The sequence below is a fragment of the Marinobacter sp. genome (assembly GCF_965229985.1).
Lineage (GTDB): Bacteria > Pseudomonadota > Gammaproteobacteria > Pseudomonadales > Oleiphilaceae > Marinobacter.
The window spans coordinates 1543291-1565151 of sequence record NZ_OZ245935.1; the positions used below are offsets into that span (position 1 = coordinate 1543291).

A 21861-nucleotide genomic window follows, 5' to 3' on the forward strand; every position below is an offset into this window, starting at 1 on the left:
GATGTCACACCAGTCTGATCTGATTGCAGAAGATATTCAGGCCTACCTGAAACAGCACGAGAACAAGGAGCTCCTGCGCCTGCTCACCTGTGGCAGCGTGGACGACGGCAAGAGCACCCTGATCGGCCGCCTGCTCCATGACACCAAGATGATCTACGAAGATCATATGGCCAGCCTGAAAACCGACAGTGCCAAGATGGGCACCACCGGCGAGAAACTTGATCTCGCCCTTCTGGTGGACGGCCTGCAGGCCGAGCGGGAACAGGGCATCACAATCGATGTGGCCTACCGATACTTCTCCACCGACAAGCGCAAGTTCATCATTGCCGACACCCCGGGCCACGAACAGTACACCCGTAACATGGCCACCGGCGCCTCCACAGCGCAGGTTGCGATCCTGATGATCGATGCCCGCCACGGCGTGCTGACCCAGACCCGTCGGCATTCCTACATCGCTTCCCTGCTTGGTATCCGCCATATTGTGGTGGCGGTGAACAAGATGGATCTGGTGGATTTCAGCGAAGAGCGCTTCAACGAAATCAAAGACGATTACCTGGCGTTTGCCGCCAAGCTCGGCCTGAAGGATATCCGCTTCGTGCCGCTGTCCGCCCTTGAAGGCGACAACGTGGTGAACAAGAGCGAGAACACGCCCTGGTTCACCGGCCAGCCCCTGATGGAAATTCTGGAAACGGTAGAAGTAGGCCGGGACAAGAATCTGGAGCATTTCCGCTTCCCGGTTCAGTACGTTACCCGCCCGAACCTCAATTTCCGCGGCTTCTGCGGCACCATCGCCTCCGGCGTGATCCGCCCGGGCGAACAGGTCATGGCCCTGCCCTCACGTCGCACCAGTACAGTCAAAGAAGTTGTAACTTTCGACGGTAATCTGGAAGAGGCCTATATCGATCAGGCGGTCACCCTCACCCTGACCGACGAAATCGACATCAGTCGCGGCGATATGCTGGTAAAAGTCGAGGACGAGCCGGAAGTGGGCAACCGCTTCAACGCCAACATCGTCTGGATGACCGATGCGCCACTGGAAACCGGCCGTCTTTACGATATCAAGCTGGGACCAACCTTTACCTCCGGCGCGGTGAAAAAGATTCACCACCAGACCGACGTAAACACCCTGGAACAGCAGGCCAACCCGAGCCAGCTCCAGCTGAACGAAATTGGTCTGTGTGAGCTGACGCTGAACCAGCCGATCGCCTTCGACGCCTACCAGCGAAACCATGCCACCGGCAGCTTCATCGTGATCGACCGGCTGTCCAACGTCACCATCGGCGCAGGGATGGTTGCGGGCCTGGCTGATTCCGGCGAATCCCTCGATCCGGTCTCGGTAGAAGAACGCGAACGCCGCCTGGCCCAGAAGCCGGCGATCATTGCCTGCAATGGCAAACAGGCGCCGGCACTGGCCCTCGCCGTTGAGCGTGCGCTGTTCGACCAGGGCAAAACGGCCGTGGTGGTCACCGAAGAAAACGCCGGCGATGCTGACGAACGCCGCCGCGTGGCCCAGCTTCTGACCTCCCATGGATTGGTTGCCATTGCCGTTAACCTCGGCACTGACGTAGCCAACGCGGGGGCAACTGCAGACAGCGAACAGGAGATTCCTGAGGCTGTTAGCAAACTTGTGCAGGAGTTGATTCGCAGCAAGCGGGTCTAAGCTTTGAACTGACTGGAGATATCCCTACTTCGGTGGCTGGCGCCGGGGTGGGGGTATCTTTTTCTTTGTGAAAAGCAACTCGCTTCGCTCAGACATCTTTTCCCGGCAGAAAAAGATACCCCCACCCCGTCGCCGACATACCTTGGTGTTAATTCCCAAAACCAAAGCACGGTAAACCACCCGTTCTTTTTTGGCGGAACACTGAAAGGCCCGTGGACGTGGGGTAGGTTATTCTTTTTCTCTAGAAAAAAGATGTTTGAGCGAAGCGAGTTGTTTTTTCGTAAGAAAAAGAATGACCTGCCCTGCGGCCCTCCCGCAAACCTTCAGGCTACCAATGAATCCGCCACCAAATCGTGGCAGAATCCCGCCTCTCTGAGTTAACCGAAACAACGAACAGGAGCCAAAATGGCCATCAAACACCTCCGCACTGCCTTCGCCAGCCAGTACCAGCCGGGCCAGCCTGCCCGCCTAGTGACCGGCGAGGCCCTGCAGGAGCCCGGTGGCGATTACGAGGGGCTGCACAAGCAGATGAAGCGGCTGTTCAACAGCAAGCCTGGTAAGAAGTATGGCCGGTTTTCTGAGGATCTGGGCGAGTGCCCGTTCAGCGCCTGGTTGAAGGACTACCTGGAAGACAAGCAAACCTTCGGCGCCATGACCGACCGCCTGTTTGGGCAATGGCAGGAGCTGTTGACCGGCAGCCAGGAAGAATTTGATGGCCATCTGATGGTCGTCCACGATGCCCTGGCGGACGCCGAGGTTGTTTACCTGTTTATTCTGGAAACCGACAGTGCCATGCGTTTCGATGGCAACCAGTCACTGGATGCGACAGACGTCCTCAGCCTTTCCCGTTTGAACCTGGCCGTTCGCATCGAGCTGGAAGACTGGCGAGGTAACAACCCGGCGGAAAACTACCTGACACTGGTCCACGGCCGTGGCACCGGGGAGCCAGGAGAACTGTTTATTCGTTTGTGCGGGTTTACCAATCAGGTGGATGTGGAAAAGGAAACCATGACCTTTCTGGATGCCGTGGAGGCCTTCGCGAAATCCTCGGAACCCGAAAAAGCCGGCGAGGTTCGCAACAAGGCTTATGAGTTCTGCAAGGAGCAGCATGCCCTGGGCGAGCCAGTGGAAATTGAGGCGCTGTCTGGCTATCTGGACGAGAGTGAGCCGCAGCGGTTCAAGGAGTTTGCCTCGAAAACCGCCGAACTGCCTGAAAGCGGAGTGCTGCACCCGGACCATCGCAAGGTGAAGAAGCTGGTGCGTATTGCCGGCTCCGGGGGTGGCATGAGCGTGTCGTTTTCATCCGACCTGGTGAATCAGGCGGTTTACTATGACCGTGACAAAGACGCGTTGACGATTACCCGGCTTCCCAAGGCTTTGCGGGAGCAGCTTCAGCGGTATCTTGAGGCTCGCGAGGAGTAATATTTGCCGGGTCGTCCCGTCTGCGGCGATTGGCCCGCAGTTTGCGGACCTCCTGCATCCAGCCCACGCCGTCGATCAATTCGCCGGTTTCGGGATCGATGGGCGGGTAAGGCAGGTTGCGGTCGTCGCAGTAGCGTTTGACCGTGGGCTGGCACCAGCGGAACAGTAGACGGTTGTATTCGTCGTCCGGCAACCGGCGCTTGTCGAACATACCGGCCAGTTTTCTTTGTCTCTGGGCTTCGGACAGAATAATGGCGCAGGCGGACGAGACGTTGAGCGACTCCACCATCCCCATCATCGGGATCACAATATGTTCGTCGGCCTGGGCCGCGGCATCGGCGCTAACGCCATCCACCTCGTTACCCATAATCACAGTACAGGGCACCGTGTAGTCCGCCTCTCTGAAATCAATCGCCCGGTCGGAAAGCTGCGCGGCGTATAGCTTGTGGCCCTGCCCTTTCAGACTTTCAATCGCTTCGTCCATGCTGCGGTGAGTGTGGGTGGTGACCCAGTTGTAGCTGCCACCGGCGGTTTTTCGAAACGCCCGGAAGCCTTCCTTCGGCCAGACCACGTGCATGTTGGCAAGGCCAAATGCGTCGCAGGAGCGGATGATGGCGGACAGATTCCGGGGTTTGTGCACCTGGTCGGTGAGGACGCTCAGATCCGGTTGCCGGGTGTTGAGGGTTTGTTTGATTCGGGCGAGGCGTTCGGGGGTCATGATCGTGTTCGGGCTTGATTGTCGATTTAAAGAATCAAAAATAATACCACAAGCGGACTAGCAACTAGCCGAGACAAAGGTGGTTGAAGTTTAAGCACCCCGTTATAATACGCAGTTCCTTTTTGCTGGCGCCCCGTTTCAACCATCCAGTTCCCGGCGCACCATCCACCAGATTACGTGAGACCCATGGCCAAAAAGCTGTACATCAAAACCCACGGCTGTCAGATGAACGAGTACGATTCTGCCCGCATGGCAGACCTGCTCAAAACCGGTGAAACCGTCGAAATGACCGATTCACCCGATGACGCCGACATCCTGTTGCTGAACACCTGCTCCATCCGGGAAAAAGCCCAGGAGAAGGTGTTTCACCAGCTTGGCCGCTGGAAAAAGCTGAAGAGCAAAAAGCCCGAAATGATCATCGGCGTCGGCGGCTGCGTGGCTTCCCAGGAAGGCCAGGCCATCATTGACCGCGCACCCTACGTGGATATGGTCTTTGGCCCACAAACCCTGCATCGCCTGCCGGACATGATTACCGAAGTGCGGGCGAAGGGTAACGGTGTTGGCGTGGTGGACGTCAGCTTCCCGGAAATCGAGAAATTCGACAACCTGCCCGAGCCCGGCGCAGACGGCCCTTCCGCGTTTGTTTCGATCATGGAAGGCTGCAGCAAGTACTGCACTTTCTGCGTGGTGCCCTACACACGCGGGGAAGAAGTTAGCCGCCCGGCCGACGACGTAATCGCCGAGGTTGCCCATCTGGCCAGCCAGGGTGTTCGGGAAGTGAACCTGCTGGGCCAGAACGTGAACGCCTATCGGGGCGAAACCCACGACGGCGACACCATGGACCTGGCGGAACTGATTGAACTGATCGCCACCATCGACGGCATCGATCGCATCCGTTACACCACGTCCCACCCGGTAGAGTTCTCGGACGCCCTCATCGACGTTTATGAGCGTGTTCCAGAGCTGGTCAGCCACCTGCACTTGCCGGTCCAGAGCGGCTCCGACCGTATCCTGGCCGCCATGAAGCGTGGCCACACGGCCTTGGAGTACAAATCCAAGCTCCGGCGCCTTCGAAAGATTCGCCCGGATATCAGTTTTTCATCGGACTTCATCATCGGCTTCCCGGGCGAAACCGAGAAGGACTTCGAGGACACCATGAAGCTGATCAATGACATCGGCTTCGACATGTCCTTCAGCTTCGTCTATAGCGCCCGGCCGGGCACACCCGCGTCGGACCTGCCGGACGAGACGCCGATGGACGTCAAGAAGCAGCGTCTGAGCATCCTGCAGGATCGCCTGAATCAGAATGTGATGGATATCAGCCGCAAGATGGTTGGCAGCACCCAGCGGATTCTGGTGACTGGTCTGTCCAAGAAGGACCCCGGCGAGTACGCGGGGCGTACCGAGAACAACCGGATCGTGAATTTCCGGCATGAGAATCCGGAGGTTGTTGGGCACTTTATTGATGTCGATATTGTGGAGGCCTATCCCAATTCTCTTCGCGGGGTGCCTGTGAGCTCGGAGTTGTTTTAGGCCTGGTTTCGTATTCGTCTGAGACTTGGAGTGGGGCGAGTGATGGGGCTCCCCTCCCAAAAACCGCTACGAGCACATCCATGTGCGCTTGGCGTCGGCCATCCTTGGCCGCCGACATTTTTGGGAGGGGAGCCCCACCACTCTCCGGCGGCTGCACAGCCGTCTGCCTGGTGCAAGCTTCGTATGCGTGGGCAGGGTTAGACGGGGTCGCAATCCAATAATGTGCCTGTAACCAAGAAATTTTACGGATTACGCCTCGGGCGAAGCCAGACTACTTGTTTTTTCACATTCGGACCTGCACATAGATTGATCAGGGCGAGGGCCGGAAGGTGTTTCCAAAAACGTGGAGCGCCAGGGATGGCGCGACCGAGCCCTACAGGGACGTATTCACGGGCGCTTTTTGGAAACACCTTCCGGCCCTCGCCCGTTTCGCCAACATCAGATACTCGTTCTCCCAAACCAAAACGGAGCACTTTTGAACGCCAACGATCACAGACAATTTGACCTGCACCCGGTGGACCAGCGTCGGCTGGCGACGCTTTGTGGCCAGTTTGATGAAAACCTGAAGATGATTGAAAAGCGCCTGCATGTAAAAGTCGGCAGGCGGGGTCATCATTTTCGGGTGGAAGGGGAAACCGAGCATGTGGCGGCGGCCGTTGAGGTTATCCGGCATCTGTATCGGGAAACCGAGGCCACGGATGATATTCCGCCGGATACTGTGCATCTTTTTATCCGGGAAACCGGCTTTGAGCGCCTGCCGGAGGACGTGCCCTACGATGGCGCTGTGACGGTTATCAAGACGCCGAAGCTGCAGGCTAAGCCTCGGGGCGCGAACCAGCAGAAGTATGTTCACAATATCCGCACCCACGATATCAACTTCGGGATCGGGCCGGCGGGTACCGGCAAGACCTGGCTAGCGGTGGCCTGCGCGGTTGAGGCCCTGAAAGACGAGCAGGTGAAGCGGATTTTGCTGGTTCGGCCAGCGGTCGAGGCCGGCGAGAAGCTTGGTTTCCTTCCCGGCGATCTGGCCCAGAAGGTGGATCCGTACCTTCGCCCGCTGTACGACGCGCTGTATGAAATGCTGGGGTTTGACCATGTCACACGGCTTATCGAGAAAAGCGTGATCGAGATTGCGCCGCTGGCGTTCATGCGGGGCCGTACGCTGAACAACTCGTTCATCATTCTGGATGAAAGCCAGAACACCACCCGGGAGCAGATGAAGATGTTCCTGACCCGGATCGGCTTTGGCTCTACCGCCGTTATTACCGGCGACACTACACAGGTAGACCTGCCCCGCGGCCAGAATTCCGGGCTGATTCATGCCGCAAGTGTTCTGAGCAAGGTGCCGGGCATCGGGTTTACCCGGTTCGAAGCGAAAGATGTGGTACGTCACCCGCTGGTACAGCGCATTGTCGAAGCCTACGATTCCTTTGATGACGGGAGTGCGACTGGCCAGTGAGCAAGTTGACTGTGGATTTTCAACAGGTTTTTGAAGCGCCGGGTATACCTTCGGAGTCGCAGGTTCAACAATGGGCGCAACTGGCCTGGCAGGGTGAGGATCCGTCCGAGGTGACGGTCCGTATTGTTGGAACTGAAGAAAGTCAGGCCTTGAATCATCAGTACCGGGGGCGGGACTATCCGACCAACGTGTTGTCCTTCCCATTTGAGGCGCCAGCCGGTATAACGGTGCCATTGGCCGGAGATCTGGTGATTTGTGCGCCGGTTGTCGAGACAGAGGCCAGGGAACAGGACAAAACCCTGGACGCCCATTGGGCTCACATGGTGGTGCACGGTATGTTGCATCTCCAGGGTTTTGATCATATTGAAGACGATGATGCCGAGGTCATGGAAGCCCTCGAAATCCGGCTGCTTGCGCAGCTTGGATTTGGCAATCCCTACGAAGCAGAGGAAACGGAACAAGACTCATGAGCGACGATCAGTCGAGTCGCAGTCAGGGCGGCAAGTCCTGGCTGGAACGTATATCACAGGCCTTCTCCAGCGGGCCTGAGTCCGTCGAGGACGTGCTGGAAATCCTGCGGGACGCCGAGTCCCAGAACATCATCGATGTTGATGCCATGAGCATCATCGAAGGTGCCATGCAGGTGATCGACATGCGGGTCGATGAGATTATGATCCCCCGTTCGCAGATGGTCACCGTCAAGGCATCCCAGGAGCCCAAAGAGTTTCTGGGCGAAATCATGGATTCCGCACACAGCCGTTTCCCGGTCATCGGGGACAGCCAGGACGACGTGATTGGCGTTCTTCTGGCCAAGGATCTGCTTCCCCTGGCCCTGAACAATGATCTGAACTGGAACCGTATCCGGGAAATTCTGCGCCCGCCCACCTTTGTGCCCGAGAGCAAGCGTCTGAACCAGCTGCTCAAGGAGTTCAAGGAAAACCGCAACCATATGGCCATTGTGGTGGACGAGTACGGCGGCACTGCCGGGCTGATCACCATTGAAGACGTGCTTGAACAGATTGTCGGCGAAATCGAAGACGAGCACGATTTTGATGAAGAAACCCACATCAAGGCCCGGGGCGATGGCAGCTACGCCGTGAAAGCGGTGACGCCCATTGATGATTTCAACGAGTTCTTCGAAACCGAAATGGACGAAGAGGAATTCGATACCATTGGTGGCGTGGTTCTCAAGGAATTCGGACACCTGCCCAGACGGGGCGAATCGGTTGAATTCGGCGGCTTGCGCTTTACCATTGCCAACGCCGATAACCGCGTAATCCGTCTGCTGCAGGTAACCCGAAGTGACCAGTGACGCCACAAACACCAGAGCGCTGAAAACCCCGCTTTCCTCCAACGCCTGGTTGGGCGCGGCCGCCCTTGTGGTTGCCGGCGCCCTGCAAACCCTGACCTTTTCTCCGTTCAACCTCTGGTGGCTGGGCCCGGTCTCGGTCCTGCTGATCCTCCTGGTTACCGTACCACTGGCACCGGAGAAACTTTTCCGGGCTGGCTGGCTTACTGGCCTGGGGCTGTTTGGGAGCGGCGCCAGCTGGGTCTACATCAGCATCAGCGAACATGGCAACACGGCAATTCCCGTCGCCATCCTGTTGACGGTTCTGTTCGTGGCGGGCCTCGCGCTGTTCCATGGTCTGGCCTTCTGGTTCTGGGGCAAACTGGCCAAGGACAGCCCTGCCCGGCGCCTGATCCTGTTTCCGGCCATCTGGATTCTTGGCGACTGGCTGCGGGGCTGGCTGCTCACCGGCTTTCCCTGGCTGTATCTGGGCACCGCACACACTGACGGCCCGCTCGCCGGGCTGGCACCTCTGACCGGCGTCCATGGCATCACGTTCTGGATTGCTGCCACCGGTGCCGCATTGTACGGCGGCTGGTGGCTGCTGAAACACCTAAAACCGGTTGCTGCGGGCGTTACCCTCGTTGTTGCCCTGATTCCCTGGCTGGTTGCCCCGGCCATGAACCGCCTCGACTGGACAGATTTGAGCGAAGACGCTACAACCTTTGCCGCCATGCAGGGCAATATTCCCCAGCAGATCAAATGGGACCCGGAGTTCCTGAAGGACCAGATCGTCACCTATCTGAGCATGACCGAAGACCATTGGGACACGGATCTGATTCTCTGGCCGGAAACCGCTATTCCCATCCCCCAGGATCAGGCCGGTAAAATCATCGACCACATCAGTACAGAACTGGGTGACAACAGCACCCTGATTACCGGCATACCCTGGTACGGATTCAGCGACCGAATTGAAGATTTCACGTTTCACAATAGCATCATGGCCATCGGCAACGGCGAGGGCATCTACCACAAGCAAAAGCTGGTGCCATTCGGGGAGTACGTGCCACTTCAAAGTGTGTTGCGGGGACTGATAGGTTTCTTCGATTTGCCCATGAGTGATTTCAGCCGGGGGCCGGAGTGGCAGGATCCGCTCAAGGCCAATGGCGTCAATGTGATGCCCTTCATCTGCTACGAGGTCGCCTACCCGGATTTCGTGGCCTTCAACGCCCGGGGCGCGGGCTTGCTGCTCACTATCAGCAACGACGGCTGGTTCGGCGATTCCATTGGCCCGCTGCAGCACTTGCAGATCGCCAGAATGCGGGCGTTGGAGACCGGCCGTTACATGCTTCGTGGCACCAACAATGGCGTAACGGCGATCATCAATAATCGGGGCGAGCTGACCGAAACCATCCCCCAGTTCGAGCGCGCCACCCTGACCGGCGAGGTGTTCACCGCCACTGGCAGCACGCCCTACATGCAGACAGGCTCCTGGCCAGTCCTGACCCTCGCAGTTATTTTGATCGTGTTTGTCCGGGAGCGGATCATTCCTCCTGTTTCGGCCAGCGGCTCGTAACCCGCTCGTAGTAGTGGGAGCCGCAGGCTTCACAGGGTTCCAGGTGGCTGGTGGCTGTCAGACACCGCATGTGCCCGCAGTTGAGGCACTGGAACATACCAGCGGTGGCCACCTCGCCCGAGATATACTGGCCCACTTCCTTGTTTTCCAGTTTCTGTTTGAGCTCGAGGAAGTCGACGACGGTTTTATCAGCAACCGATAACAAACTGTCAGCCAACTGGTGCTCCAACAGCGCGATATCAAGCTGCAACCATTCACTCAGGCCTTCGCCGGTCTCCTCGACAAAATGCAGAAGATGTTCAAGATCCCGCTGAAGATAGGCACCCAGAAGGTCTGCTTCTTCGCGGGTCATTTCCTCGAGCTCATACTCAAACTCGACCGCCTTCTGCACTTCTTCCTCAAGGGTCTGGAGCGACGTTTCCTCCAGGTCGTGGAGACGCGCTTTCACCCGCTCCAGCATACGGTCGTAAACTTCCAGTGCCTTGCCTGAGAGATGACTTCTTTCTGGTTGTGTCATATTGACTCCTTGATACCGCAAATCTGGGTGCAAGAGCCGCGCTGGGGGCGTTCTTGCCGGGACGCGCTGTAAATACATCCCTGTACGCTTGACTGCAGCATCCATGCTGCAGACAGTCCCGGCAAGAACGCCCCCACCACGTCTCCCAAACCTCGGGAACACGCCTGTTGGATCCACTTACTTTGTTTGGGGTTCTGGCGGGTGTGGCTCCCCGGGACTGTGAGCAGCAGGGATGCTGCGATCAAGCCTACACGGACGTATTCACGGCGTGTCCCGGGGAGCCATACCCGCCAGAACCTTCCCCATAGCTATAAGTCTGGCACAAGAACAGAAAATTGGCAGACTACCTGTAAAGGCTAGTGTGCGTTAGAATGTTCGGCCCGCTCCGGACGTGATTTTGACACAGGCTTTTATTTTTCCACACAAGGTAATTTCGGTAATGGCAGGAATGGACGAGCAATACAATCCCCGTGACGTAGAACAGAATGCCCGTAATTTCTGGGAAGAGAACAAGACCTTCACGGTTAAGGAAGAACCGGGCAAACCCAAGTACTACTGCCTGTCCATGTTCCCCTACCCCAGCGGCAAGCTACACATGGGGCATGTCCGTAACTACACCATCGGCGATGTGATTTCCCGCTACCAGCGTATGCAGGGCAAGAACGTAATGCAGCCCATGGGCTGGGATGCTTTCGGCCTGCCCGCTGAGAACGCCGCCATTGCCAACAAGACTGCTCCGGCCAAGTGGACCTACGCCAATATCGAATACATGAAGAACCAGCTCAAGCAGCTGGGTTTCGGGTACGACTGGGACCGGGAGCTGGCGACCTGCAAGCCGGACTACTACCGCTGGGAGCAGTGGTTCTTTGCCCGCCTGTATGAGAAGGGCCTGGTGTACAAGAAGATGTCCACGGTGAACTGGGACCCGGTGGACCAGACGGTTCTGGCCAACGAGCAGGTTGTTGACGGCCGGGGCTGGCGTTCCGGGGCATTGGTGGAACAGAAGAAGATTCCCCAGTGGTTTATCCGCATTACCGATTACGCCGAAGAACTGTTGAACGATCTGGATGAGCTGGAAGACTGGCCCGAGCAGGTCAAGACCATGCAGCGCAACTGGATCGGCAAGTCGGAAGGTACCGAGCTGACCTTCCCGCTTAAAGACCGTGACAGTGGCCTGACCGTTTACACCACACGCCCCGACACCCTGATGGGCGTGAGCTACATGGCCGTAGCCGCAGAGCATCCTCTGGCCAAAGAGGCGGCGGAGCGTCATCGCGATGTGGCTGAGTTTGTCGAGGAGTGCCGTAACAGCAAGACCGCGGAGGCCGAGCTGGCAACCATGGAGAAGCGCGGCATCGACACCGGTTTCAAGGCTGTCCATCCGCTGACTCAGGAAGAGATTCCGATTTGGGTCGCCAACTTTGTTCTGACTGATTACGGTACCGGCGCCCTGATGGCGGTTCCGGGCCATGACGAGCGGGACCATGAATTTGCCCGCAAGTACAAGCTGCCCATCAAGCAGGTTATTGCCGCCCGCGATGGCCGTGAAATTGATGTTCAGGAAGAGGCGTTTACCGAGAAAGGCACGCTGGTGTCCTCGGGCAAATACAGTGGCCTGACCAGCGAAGAAGCCTTCGACGAAATCGCAAGCTACCTGGAAGAACACAAAATCGGCAAGCGCACTGTGAACTATCGCCTGCGCGACTGGGGCGTATCCCGCCAGCGTTACTGGGGCGCGCCGATCCCGATGATGACACTGGAAGACGGCACCGAGATGCCGGTGCCCGATGACAAGCTGCCGGTTCGCCTGCCAGAAGATGTGGAAATGGACGGTGTCCAGTCCCCGATCAAGGCCGACCCCGAGTGGTGCAAGACCGAATTTAACGGCCAGCCGGCGACTCTGGAAACCGACACCTTTGATACGTTCATGGAGTCTTCCTGGTACTACGCCCGGTTCTGCAGCCCCAATTACGATCAGGGTATGCTGGACCCGTCCGCCGCCAACTACTGGCTGCCGGTGGATCAATATATTGGCGGCATAGAGCACGCGATTCTGCACCTGCTGTACGCCCGCTTCTTCCACAAGCTGCTGCGGGACGTGGGCCTGGTAACCAGTTCCGAGCCATTCAACCGGCTGCTTTGCCAGGGCATGGTCCTGGCGGAGACCTACTACCGCGAAGATGGCAAGGGCGGCAAAGTATGGATCTCGCCCGCCGACGTGACCGTAGAGCGTGACGAAAAGGGCCAGCCTGTTCGGGCGGTGCATAAGGAAGATGGCGAGCCGGTGGTATCCGGCGGCGTCACCAAGATGTCCAAGTCCAAGAACAATGGTATCGATCCCCAGGCCATTATTGACGAGCACGGCGCCGACACTGTTCGCCTGTTCATGATGTTTGCTGCGCCCCCGGAACAGTCCCTGGAGTGGTCTGACAGCGGTGTCGAAGGTGCCCACCGTTTCCTGAAACGGGTCTGGCGCCTGGTGAACGAGCACGCCGCGGCTGGTGATGCGCCGGCTGTGAACGCTGCCGACCTGAACGATGACCAGAAAAACCTGCGGCGCAAGACTCACGAGACCATTGCAAAAGTCAGTGACGACATCAGCCGTCGGCTGACCTTCAACACTGCCATTGCGGCCGTGATGGAGCTGCTCAACGATGTTGGTAAGTTGCAGGGTGACGAACCACAGACCCGGGCGGTCCGCCAGGAAGCCCTGGACACCGCGGTGCTTGTACTGTCGCCGATCGTTCCGCACATCTGCCATACCCTCTGGCAGGCGCTCGGGCACGAGGAGCCAGTTGTTGATGCTGCCTGGCCAAAAGCCGATGAAGCCGCCATGGTTCGCAGCCAGATCCAGGTAGTACTGCAGGTGAATGGCAAGGTACGAGCCAAGGAAGATGTGCCTGCCGATATCAGCAAGGCGGACCTGGAAAAACTGGCGCTGGAGAACGAGAACGTTATGCGTTTTACCGAGGGCGCAACGGTACGCAAGGTTATCGTGGTGCCTGGCAAACTGGTGAACGTGGTGGCTAACTGATATGTTCCGGCACTCCGCTCTGAAATCCCTGGCAAACCTGATGCTGATTGCTGTGATGGCGGTGCTGCTTGCAGGATGCGGATTCCAGTTGCGGGGTGCGCCACCGGTTTCTTCAGCCCTTGAGCCGCTGGCCGTGAATTGCTCATCACAGGTGCCCGAAACCCTTTGCCGGTCATTACGGGAACAGCTCAGCCTTGGCAACGTCAGCCTCGCGCCGGTTGCGGACGCCGACTACATTCTACGGTTGAAGAACTTCGAGCGGGACCGTCGCGCAAGTGCCATCACGGCCCAGGCGGCGGCTGCAGAATACACCCTGCGTCACTCCGTTGACCTTGAGGTGATCAGCGCAGACCGGGTTCCCATGGTAGCCGCAACACGCCTGACCACCAGCGAAAGTTACCGGTACGACGAAACGAACGTTCTGGCAAGACAGCGGGAAGAGGAGACCCTGCGCCAGCAAATGGACGATCGCCTTGCACAGCAGGTGATATTCCGGCTGGCACCTTTGACCCCGCAGAGAATCGACGCCATCCGGGCAGAATACCAGCGTAAACAGGAAGCCGACGCCCCAGCCACAGGCCAGCCATGAAGACCAACCCGGGACAGTTATCCCAGCTTCTGAAAAAGGGCCTCTCGCCGGTCTATCTCATTTCCGGTGATGAACCCCTGTTAGTGCAGGAATGCTGTGATCAGGTTCGAAAGGCCGCAAAAGACGCAGGCTTTCATGACCGCCTGACCTTCCACGCCGACCATCAGCTGGACTGGAATGCCGTTGGCGAAGAGTTCAGTGCTATGTCCCTGTTCGCAGAGAGACGGCGTATTGAAATTCATCTGCCGACTGGCAAGCTTGGCGACGGTCGTGCAGTTCTGGAACGGGTGCTGGCTGATCCCCCCGAAGATATCATCCTGCTGCTGATCAGCGCTCGCCTGGACGCCGCGGAGACCCGCCGCAAATGGTACAAGGAGCTTCAAGGTAAAGGCGTACACGTACCGGTGTGGCCCGTTGATGCTGACAAGTTCCAGGGCTGGCTCCAGCAGAGGGCCAGCAACCGCGGCCTCAGCCTGACCAGGGGCGCCCTGGCCATCATGAGCGAACGCCTGGAAGGCAATCTGCTCGCCGCCAGCCAGGAGCTTGACAGGCTGTCTCTGCTGGCAAACGGCAACACCATCGATGAGGAAACCGTTGAACAGGCGGTCCAGGATAGTTCCCGGTTCAATGGCTTTGAACTGGTGACGGAATTGATCAGCGGCCGGGCACCTCACGCCGGCAAGATGATCACCGTTCTGCAGCAGGAGGGAGAAAACCCGCTGGGCCTTTTGTCTGTCCTTAGCCGCGACCTGAATCTCTTGCTGGAGCTAAAGTCCTCAGCCGGTCAGTCGGAGAATCCCGCGGCATTCCTGAAAAAGCGAGGAGTGTTCCAGCCCCAACGGGCCCGGGCACTGGAGCAGGCCGCACGCCGACTGAACCGCTCCCAACTGAATGAGGCTATCACCCTTTGCAGCCAGATCGATCGGGCCGCGAAAGGTTTCGATCCCCTGTCGCCCTGGCATTATTTGCGGGACATGTCCGCCCTGCTCGCGGGCCGTTCCTGATCTGCATCAAACTCCGCTCCCTTTGTACTCTTTTGGCGGGCCCAGCCCCTTGACAGTTTTTTACAATCGGGCGCATTGTAAGCACACCAACAATCCAAGGAGGTGCTTGATATGAGTCTTCAAGAAGAACTCAAAAAGCTGTCGGAAAAGGTAAAACAATACCGGGATGAAGCACGCGTCCAGATGCATCTGGCCCGTGAAGACGTTAAGGACGAATGGGAGGATCTCGAACAGGACTGGGATCGTTTCAAAAGCAAGATAGATGAAGTGCTGCACGATGCCGAGAACGCCTCCCAGGAAGCTCGCCAGACCGCATCAAAACTTGGTGAAGACCTGAAAACCGGTTACCAGAACATTCGCAACAAACTGAAGTAAAACTGTTAACCCGTTAACACTACGCCACAAATTTCTACCACAGAGGCTCCGCGCTTTGGAGCCTCTGTGCCATACTTCACAGTATCAGTGAACAAAGCGTCATAGTTTTGACCCGCCTGATCAAATCCTGACCAGCCCTGATCAATAGGGCCCGAATTACCAGGACGCTTGAGCACACTGCGAGGTATAAAAGGCGTATGAAAAAATTCTTACTGATACCCACTGCACTCTGTCTGTTACTTACCACCACCCTCGTGATTGGCCAGAATACCCGGTTCAGCGATCCGGAGACCGTTGTTTCCGATCACTTCTGGGGCGACCTCTACGCCAGTGGCGGCAACTCCTTCTTCTGCAACACTGCTTTCACAAGCAAAGGTTTCGTGCTGACAGACGGCTACGTATACCCGCTGGCTGATGTCCGAAGCGCACTCGACTGTGGCACCTCGCGTGAATGCGAACAGGACAATCGCTATCGTCAGATCGCGTCTGACATGCATAACATGATACCTGTGCGCAGCCGGACGGAGATGGGCCGGCGCAACGCCCGCTACGAGGACCTGGGCTCATCGGTCAGCAAAGACGAATGCGGCATTCGCCAGAGCGCCCAGTTCTTTGAGCCGCCGGTGCGGGTCAAGGGTGATGTGGCGCGCACGGTGGCCTACATGGTCGACACCTATGACCTGCCCTGGCTTGGCTCATCCGCGGTATTCAAGGGTTGGAACCGGCTGGACCCGCCAGATGATGGCGAACTCACCCGGCACCGGCGCATCGCCGAAATCCAGGGCAACGACAACCCCTTCGTTACCAATCCGGACCGAATGGAGCGACTATAAGGTTTTGAAGCATCAGGCTGATAATTCGTTAACCACAAAAAAACAGGCCCGAGGGCCTGTTTTTTTACGTGGCTAATTACTGTCGGAATCAGAATTCCTCTGCAGTCAGCGCCATCATGGAGTCACTACCGCTACGAATACCTTCAGCCAATGAAACGGTCTTTGGCAACAGGCGATCAAAGTAGAATCGCGCTGTCTTCATTTTTCCGCTGTAGAACCCGGAGGTATCTGCATCCGCCTGGGGCGCAGCCGCTTTGACGATCTTCGCCCACATATATCCCAGTGCGGTCAGGCCGAACAAATCGAGGTAGTCCACAGACGCTGCACCAATGGCATTCGGGTTATCGCCAGCCTGCTTGATCACATGCTCGGTCACGTCGTCGAGCCGCTCGACCGCTGCGGCAAGTGGCTCAAGGAACGGGCGCAGATGCTCGTTACCACTGTTCTCCTCGAGAAAGTTTGCGACGTCCTGGGCAAACAGCTCATAGAGCTTACCCTGGCTGCCGACCACTTTCCGTCCCATCAGGTCCAGTGCCTGGATACCATTGGTTCCTTCGTAGATCTGGGTAATGCGGCAGTCACGAACCAGTTGCTCCTGGCCCCACTCGCGGATGAAACCATGGCCACCGAAGACCTGCTGGCCCATGATACAGGCATCCAGGCCGCGATCGGTCAGGAATGCCTTGGCGACCGGGGTCAGCAACGCCACCATGCCCTCAGCGTGCTTGCGGCGTTCATCATCCTCTGCGTACTTGGCGATATCCAACCACTGGGCCACGTAGGTTGAGAAAGTACGACCACCTTCCACATAGCCTTTCATGGTCAACAGCATGCGTCGCACATCCGGATGCACAAGAATTGGATCTGCTGCTTTTTCAGGCTGCTGAGCGCCGGTTGGAGCGCGGCTCTGGATACGGTCCAGGGCGTACTCACGGGCACTTTGCAGGGAGGCCTCGGCAGCGCCAATGCCCTGGATACCCACGCCCAGACGCTCGTAGTTCATCATGGTGAACATGGCCGCCAGGCCCTTGTTCTCTTCGCCGACCAGCCAGCCTTTGGCGCCATCAAAGTTCATGACACAGGTTGCGGAACCCTTGATGCCCATCTTCTTCTCGATGGAGCCGCAGCTGAAGCTGTTACGCTCACCCAGGGAACCGTCTTCATTTACCAGGAACTTGGGCACGAGGAACAGGGAAATGCCTTTCGGGCCATTGGGCGCGTCCGGCAGCTTGGCCAGCACCAGGTGGATGATGTTCTCCGCCATGTCGTGCTCGCCCCAAGTGATGAAGATCTTGGTGCCGGTCACGTTGAAGGAGCCGTCATCATTGGGCTCGGCCTTGGTGCGGATAATACCGAGATCGGTGCCGGCATGGGGCTCGGTCAGATCCATGGCCCCGGACCAGACGCCGGAATACATGTTGGGCAGGTATTTTTCTTTCAGTTCCTGACTACCGTGGGCATCCAGGGCGAGACAGGCACCTGCCGTGAGCATGGGAGCGAGGCCAAAGGCCATGTTGGCACCCTGCATCATTTCTTCGAACTGGGCGACCAGGGTCTTGGGCATGCCCATACCGCCGAAGTCCGGGTTGCCGCCGAGGCCGTTCCAGCCGCCCTCAACGATGGTCTGGTAGGCTTCCTTGAAGCCGTCCGGCGAGGTCACCTCACCGTCGTTCCACTTGCAGCCCTGCTCGTCACCCTCACGGTTCAGAGGCGCAAGTACACCACTGCTGATCTTGCCGGCTTCTTCAAGAATCGCGTCCGCCGTTTCCGGGTCCACATACTCGGCAACTTTGGGCAGTGAGGCCCACAGCGCGGGGGCATCGAAAACCTCATTCAGAACAAAACGCATGTCACGTAGGGGTGCCTGATAATCAGCCATCTAAAACTCTCCAAAAATTCTGTCAGTCTGTTCAGGTGGCAATGGGGCCGTCATTCCGGCCAGTCACACCTGCTCGGGCTATGTGTCCGCTGAAGATTATTTTTATGGGCGCCTATTCTACCCCAAAAGCGGACCGCAACTCATGAAAAAAGCCCGCCTCCGGGGAGCGCGGGCTTTCTGTCCTCTGGAACCGTCCTTCGGTGCCCGCGCCTTAGATGACGAAGGCTTCCTCCGGCATGTCCATCAGGCTGTCAGCGCCAGCCAGCATGCTCTCAGCGTGTCCCTTGGCCCGGGGCAGCATACGCTTGAAGTAGAAGCGCGCGGTCTGGATCTTGGCGTTGTAGAACATTTCCTCGGTAGTGCCCTCAACCATCTTGTCCAGGGCAACCTTGGCCATACGGGCCCACAGGTAGGCGAATACCGCGTAACCGGAGTACATCAGGTAGTCCACGGAGGCCGCACCCACTTCTTCGCGGTTCTTCATGGCAGACATACCAATCTTGGTGGTCAGCTCGCCCCATTCCTTGTTCATGGCCGCCAGCGGCTCGATGAATTCCTTCAGCTGCTCGTCTTCCGCGTTTTCCTTGCAGAACAGGTGCACCTGCTTGGTGAAGCCCTTCAGGGATTCGCCCTGGGTCATCAGAACCTTGCGGCCCAGCAGATCCAGCGCCTGGATGCCGGTGGTGCCTTCGTAGATCATGCCGATGCGGGCATCACGAACGTTCTGCTCCATGCCCCACTCGGAGATAAAGCCGTGACCACCGAATACCTGCATGCCCAGGTTGGCTGCCTCGTAACCGATTTCGGTCAGGAACGCCTTGGCGATCGGTGTCAGGAAGCCCAGCGCCTCATCGGCCGCCTTGCGCTCTTCTTCGGTCTTGCCGCTGTGAACAACGTCTGCCTGCTGCGCGGTCAGGTAAATCAGGGCACGGGCGCCTTCGGCAACCGCCTTCTGTGTCAGCAGCATGCGACGAACGTCCGGGTGAACAATGATCGGATCGGCGATGCCTTCCGGATTCTTCGGACCGCTCAGTGAACGCATGGCCAGACGCTCTTTGGCGTAGGCGAGTGAACCCTGGAAGCCCAGCTCGGCGGCACCCAGCCCCTGGATCGCGGTACCGATACGGGCGGTGTTCATGAAGGTGAACATGCAATTCAGGCCTTTATTCTCCGGCCCGATCAGCCAGCCCTTGGCGCCGTCGAAGTTCATAACGCAAGTGGCGTTGCCGTGGATACCCATCTTGTGCTCGATAGAACCGCAGGAAACGGCGTTGCGCTCACCAGCAGAGCCATCTTCGTTCGGCAGGCACTTGGGCACGATGAACAGGGAGATGCCCTTGGTGCCTTCCGGTGCGCCCGGCAGACGTGCCAGAACGATGTGGACGATGTTCTCGGCCATGTCGTGCTCACCGGCAGAGATAAAGATCTTGGTACCGGTGATGGCGTAGGTGCCATCGGCATTCGGCTCTGCCTTGGTGCGCAGGGTGCCAAGATCGGAACCGCAATGCGGCTCGGTCAGACACATAGTGCCGGTCCACTCGCCGCTGATCAGCTTGGTGAGATAAGTCTGCTTCTGCTCTTCGGTACCATGCTCTTCAATGGTGTTGGTTGCGCCGTGGCTCAGGCCCGGGTACATACCAAATGACCAGTTGGCGGTACCGACCATCTCACTCATGACCAGACCGAGGGAATGCGGCAGACCCTGGCCACCGTAGTTGGGATCGGCCGTCATGGACGGCCAGCCACCCTCGACATATTGCTGGTAAGCTTCCTTGAAGCCAGTCGGTGTCTTTACACCGTCTTCGCTCCAGGTACAGCCTTCCTTGTCACCCACCTGGTTCAGCGGAGACAGAACCTGCTCACAGAACTTGGCACCTTCCCCGATAATGGCATCCACCATATCCGGAGTAGCGTCTTCGGCACCTTCCAGGTTGGCGTAGTGCTGCTCACTGTTCAGCAGCTCGGTCATTACGAATTTGATGTCACGCAGGGGCGCTTTGTACTCAGGCATGGAATCCACCTCGGTTCTCGGTCTCAGCTGAATCAGGTTTGACAGCTTCTGGCCTTGGGTTTGCTCAGACACCGCAACGCAGTGCGCTGCAGCCTTAATTAAACACTTGTTTGAAACATACGTTTACAGGCACAGAATTGTCAATAGCCGGATGCAAAATTTGTGTTGCGATCTGTCACCGGATCATGCGCCACTACAGTGCATGCAGCCGGATCACAGGTATAAGTGCCGGATATCTATGGAAGGACCTGGGAGTTGGAAAATAACCGGTCAGGCAGACACCGGTTCGGAGGAGGGAGCACGGTTTTCGTCACCGCTCTGATCAGCTTCTCCCATGGCGGAAACCTCACGATAGGCATCGCTAGCAGCCCTTGATGAAGTTCCTGTTTCGGCGGCGAGCTCCGACTGGGCCTGAAGCATGATCTGCATCGCCTGAGCAGCTACCGCACGATCCTGACCGGAGGGTTCCGCCGGCGCCATGGCCGCCGCCCGGACAATCCGCATCTTCTCGATAGTCGCCTGGGGATCCCCCTGAACGGGAGACAAATCGATAGAGACTTCACCACCTACCGCATATTGCGCACCGTCCGGCCCGCGCTGATAGGTGAAAGACATGGCACCCGCATACTGACCGCCAACCGCCTGGTGCGCGGCTTCGTGGGCACGAACCTCACGGTCCCGTGCTTTCAGCTCGGTGAGTTGTTTCAACTCTTGTTCAGACAGGCCCTGCGGGTTATCGGAATTCTGGCCATCAGGTTTCGACTGGGGGTTTTCCCGTGCAGACTCGGCTTTACCGGAAGCCTCAGTGGATCTGGCTTCAGCAGCAGGCGTCTCGGGCTCCGCCGCTGCCGAACCAGTTGGCTGGACCCGTGGCGACACCTGCCCTTGAAAAGAGACCCCGGGGGAAAATGGAGGAACAGGAGGGAGAGAGGAAAGCACGAGCTCGGCGCCCTTTCAGCTATCAGGCCATGATATCCAGGAGTGTTCCAAGTGTTTCGTCCGCGGTTTTTACCACCTGGGCGGACGCTTCAACACTGCGCTCGTAGATCTTGAGATCAACAATGGGCTCAACAAGACTGCCCGCACCTTCTGCGGTTCCCTGGGGTCCATCGGTGCCAGCACGGGCAATCTTGCGGGCGGCATTCTCCATGCCGACCATGCCATCCTGAATACCCTGGATCCCAACTGCGAGAGTGTTACTGATCATAACTGCGCTGCCCGATGACCATTAATTGACTTAATTAAGCCACATATCTGGTCAATTTTCAAACAGCCCATCAATATTAAGATAACCAGCAAGCATTTCCGGCCGCGCCTGCTCCAACCACGGAAGAATACCCAGGCAGGGCGCCCCCATGTGGTTAACCAGGTAATTCAGGGTGTCCTGCTCGCAACTCATGGGCTCGGATTCGGTACGATTCGCAACCCACCCCGCCAGCCGCAAACCGTCATTCCTGATAGCTTCCGCCGTCAGCAAGGCATGGTTGATACAACCCAGGCGGAGCGAAACCACCAGAATAACCGGCATGTTCAGCTGGCGCGGAAACTCCGAATAGGTTTCCCGATCGTTGAGAGGGACCCGCCAGCCGCCGGCACCCTCCACCAGCAGCATGTCTGCGGGACGAATCTGCAAACCACGGCAGAACCCGACAAGGCGGTCGGAGGTAATGTGACGCCCGGCCTGCTCAGCGGCCACGTGAGGGGCAATGGCCGGTTCCAACGCCACCGGGTTGATCAGTTCATAGGCCAATGGCTCCGTAATCGCATTCTGCAAAATCAGGGCATCTTCGTTGCGAAGGCCTTCGGGCGTTCGATCGCAACCAGACGCAATGGGCTTCATCGCCAAGGTGTGCTTCCCCATGGCCCTGGCCGCGTGAAGAATGGCTGCGGATACCAGAGTTTTTCCAACCCCCGTGTCGGTGCCCGTTACAAAAAAGGATTGCTTGGCCATTATTATTCCCAG

General features: G+C 57.9%; 19 protein-coding genes. 12 read left to right on the forward strand and 7 right to left on the reverse strand.

Annotated elements, in window-relative coordinates:
* The first annotated feature begins 1 nt into the window (after position 1).
* The gene (cysN, locus tag ACO06L_RS07020) at positions 2-1660 is read left to right on the forward strand and encodes a sulfate adenylyltransferase subunit CysN (protein ID WP_202346990.1); all 1659 of its coding nucleotides are present in this window, start codon (positions 2-4) and stop codon (positions 1658-1660) included.
* 405 nt (positions 1661-2065) lie between these two features.
* On the forward strand, positions 2066-3082 hold the full coding sequence (locus tag ACO06L_RS07025; protein ID WP_202346991.1) for a nucleoid-associated protein: 1017 nt from the start codon (positions 2066-2068) through the stop codon (positions 3080-3082).
* Here the strand turns inward: ACO06L_RS07025 and trmH are convergent.
* Entirely contained in the window at positions 3018-3800 is a 783-nt protein-coding gene (trmH, locus tag ACO06L_RS07030; protein ID WP_202346992.1) for a tRNA (guanosine(18)-2'-O)-methyltransferase TrmH, read from the reverse strand. The two genes, ACO06L_RS07025 and trmH, sit on opposite strands and share 65 nt — an antisense overlap.
* Before the next feature lie 186 nt (positions 3801-3986).
* Here trmH and miaB point away from each other — a divergent pair, with 186 nt between their 5' ends.
* The 5 genes from miaB (at position 3987) to lnt (ending at position 9656) form a co-directional block, all read left to right on the forward strand.
* Positions 3987-5333 (forward strand): tRNA (N6-isopentenyl adenosine(37)-C2)-methylthiotransferase MiaB, encoded by a 1347-nt coding sequence (gene miaB / locus ACO06L_RS07035; RefSeq protein WP_064228673.1) that lies wholly within the window; start codon positions 3987-3989, stop codon positions 5331-5333.
* A gap of 475 nt (positions 5334-5808) precedes the next feature.
* The gene (locus ACO06L_RS07040) at positions 5809-6792 is read left to right on the forward strand and encodes a PhoH family protein (RefSeq protein WP_064228672.1); all 984 of its coding nucleotides are present in this window, start codon (positions 5809-5811) and stop codon (positions 6790-6792) included.
* The gene (gene ybeY / locus ACO06L_RS07045; RefSeq protein ID WP_064228671.1) at positions 6789-7262 is read left to right on the forward strand and encodes an rRNA maturation RNase YbeY; all 474 of its coding nucleotides are present in this window, start codon (positions 6789-6791) and stop codon (positions 7260-7262) included. Before ACO06L_RS07040 ends, ybeY begins: the two co-directional genes overlap by 4 nt.
* Positions 7259-8104 carry an HlyC/CorC family transporter gene (locus ACO06L_RS07050; RefSeq protein WP_064228670.1) on the forward strand — a complete coding sequence of 282 codons (846 nt, stop codon included), beginning with the start codon at positions 7259-7261 and terminating at the stop codon, positions 8102-8104. The genes ybeY and ACO06L_RS07050 overlap by 4 nt, the downstream gene beginning before the upstream one ends.
* Positions 8094-9656, forward strand: a complete 1563-nt coding sequence (gene lnt, locus ACO06L_RS07055) for an apolipoprotein N-acyltransferase (protein ID WP_064228669.1) — start codon at positions 8094-8096, stop codon at positions 9654-9656. The genes ACO06L_RS07050 and lnt overlap by 11 nt, the downstream gene beginning before the upstream one ends.
* Here lnt and ACO06L_RS07060 read toward each other — a convergent pair.
* The gene (locus ACO06L_RS07060) at positions 9625-10173 is read right to left on the reverse strand and encodes a zinc ribbon-containing protein (protein ID WP_064228668.1); all 549 of its coding nucleotides are present in this window, start codon (positions 10171-10173) and stop codon (positions 9625-9627) included. The two genes, lnt and ACO06L_RS07060, sit on opposite strands and share 32 nt — an antisense overlap.
* Positions 10174-10621: 448 nt before the next feature.
* Between ACO06L_RS07060 and leuS the strand changes: the two genes are divergently transcribed.
* From leuS to ACO06L_RS07085, 5 genes are all read left to right on the forward strand, one after another.
* The gene (gene leuS / locus ACO06L_RS07065; RefSeq protein WP_202347025.1) at positions 10622-13207 is read left to right on the forward strand and encodes a leucine--tRNA ligase; all 2586 of its coding nucleotides are present in this window, start codon (positions 10622-10624) and stop codon (positions 13205-13207) included.
* A gap of 1 nt (position 13208) precedes the next feature.
* Positions 13209-13796, forward strand: a complete 588-nt coding sequence (lptE, locus tag ACO06L_RS07070) for an LPS assembly lipoprotein LptE (RefSeq protein WP_202346993.1) — start codon at positions 13209-13211, stop codon at positions 13794-13796.
* Complete coding sequence (gene holA / locus ACO06L_RS07075; RefSeq protein WP_064228666.1) at positions 13793-14800, forward strand: DNA polymerase III subunit delta; 1008 nt, start codon at positions 13793-13795, stop codon at positions 14798-14800. The genes lptE and holA overlap by 4 nt, the downstream gene beginning before the upstream one ends.
* A gap of 111 nt (positions 14801-14911) precedes the next feature.
* Positions 14912-15175, forward strand: coding sequence for a hypothetical protein (locus tag ACO06L_RS07080; protein ID WP_064228665.1), 264 nt, complete (start codon positions 14912-14914; stop codon positions 15173-15175).
* 197 nt (positions 15176-15372) lie between these two features.
* Positions 15373-16008, forward strand: a complete 636-nt coding sequence (locus tag ACO06L_RS07085) for an endonuclease (protein WP_064228664.1) — start codon at positions 15373-15375, stop codon at positions 16006-16008.
* A gap of 88 nt (positions 16009-16096) precedes the next feature.
* Here the strand turns inward: ACO06L_RS07085 and ACO06L_RS07090 are convergent, their stop codons facing one another.
* From ACO06L_RS07090 to bioD, 5 genes are all read right to left on the reverse strand, one after another.
* On the reverse strand, positions 16097-17887 hold the full coding sequence (locus tag ACO06L_RS07090; protein WP_202346994.1) for an acyl-CoA dehydrogenase C-terminal domain-containing protein: 1791 nt from the start codon (positions 17885-17887) through the stop codon (positions 16097-16099).
* Positions 17888-18098: 211 nt separating this feature from the next.
* Positions 18099-19898, reverse strand: a complete 1800-nt coding sequence (locus ACO06L_RS07095; RefSeq protein WP_421845482.1) for an acyl-CoA dehydrogenase C-terminal domain-containing protein — start codon at positions 19896-19898, stop codon at positions 18099-18101.
* A 270-nt stretch (positions 19899-20168) separates the two neighbouring features.
* A complete protein-coding gene (locus tag ACO06L_RS07100; protein ID WP_202346996.1) occupies positions 20169-20837 on the reverse strand; it encodes a putative metalloprotease CJM1_0395 family protein in 669 nt (222 codons plus the stop codon).
* Positions 20838-20859: 22 nt separating this feature from the next.
* On the reverse strand, positions 20860-21105 hold the full coding sequence (locus tag ACO06L_RS07105; protein ID WP_064228661.1) for a flagellar basal body rod C-terminal domain-containing protein: 246 nt from the start codon (positions 21103-21105) through the stop codon (positions 20860-20862).
* A gap of 51 nt (positions 21106-21156) precedes the next feature.
* Positions 21157-21849 (reverse strand): dethiobiotin synthase, encoded by a 693-nt coding sequence (gene bioD / locus ACO06L_RS07110; protein ID WP_064228660.1) that lies wholly within the window; start codon positions 21847-21849, stop codon positions 21157-21159.
* Positions 21850-21861: the final 12 nt, after the last annotated feature.

Excerpts from the sequence above, each read along its gene's own strand:
- cysN (WP_202346990.1), top strand. The coding sequence starts at position 2 with ATGTCACACCAGTCTGATCTGATTGCAGAAGATATTCAGGCCTACCTG.
- ACO06L_RS07025 (WP_202346991.1), top strand. The coding sequence starts at position 2,066 with ATGGCCATCAAACACCTCCGCACTGCCTTCGCCAGCCAGTACCAGCCG.
- trmH (WP_202346992.1), bottom strand. The coding sequence starts at position 3,800 with ATGACCCCCGAACGCCTCGCCCGAATCAAACAAACCCTCAACACCCGG.
- miaB (WP_064228673.1), top strand. The coding sequence starts at position 3,987 with ATGGCCAAAAAGCTGTACATCAAAACCCACGGCTGTCAGATGAACGAG.
- ACO06L_RS07050 (WP_064228670.1), top strand. The coding sequence starts at position 7,259 with ATGAGCGACGATCAGTCGAGTCGCAGTCAGGGCGGCAAGTCCTGGCTG.
- ACO06L_RS07060 (WP_064228668.1), bottom strand. The coding sequence starts at position 10,173 with ATGACACAACCAGAAAGAAGTCATCTCTCAGGCAAGGCACTGGAAGTT.
- leuS (WP_202347025.1), top strand. The coding sequence starts at position 10,622 with ATGGACGAGCAATACAATCCCCGTGACGTAGAACAGAATGCCCGTAAT.
- lptE (WP_202346993.1), top strand. The coding sequence starts at position 13,209 with ATGTTCCGGCACTCCGCTCTGAAATCCCTGGCAAACCTGATGCTGATT.
- holA (WP_064228666.1), top strand. The coding sequence starts at position 13,793 with ATGAAGACCAACCCGGGACAGTTATCCCAGCTTCTGAAAAAGGGCCTC.
- ACO06L_RS07080 (WP_064228665.1), top strand. The coding sequence starts at position 14,912 with ATGAGTCTTCAAGAAGAACTCAAAAAGCTGTCGGAAAAGGTAAAACAA.
- ACO06L_RS07085 (WP_064228664.1), top strand. The coding sequence starts at position 15,373 with ATGAAAAAATTCTTACTGATACCCACTGCACTCTGTCTGTTACTTACC.
- ACO06L_RS07090 (WP_202346994.1), bottom strand. The coding sequence starts at position 17,887 with ATGGCTGATTATCAGGCACCCCTACGTGACATGCGTTTTGTTCTGAAT.
- ACO06L_RS07095 (WP_421845482.1), bottom strand. The coding sequence starts at position 19,898 with ATGCCTGAGTACAAAGCGCCCCTGCGTGACATCAAATTCGTAATGACC.
- ACO06L_RS07105 (WP_064228661.1), bottom strand. The coding sequence starts at position 21,105 with ATGATCAGTAACACTCTCGCAGTTGGGATCCAGGGTATTCAGGATGGC.
- bioD (WP_064228660.1), bottom strand. The coding sequence starts at position 21,849 with ATGGCCAAGCAATCCTTTTTTGTAACGGGCACCGACACGGGGGTTGGA.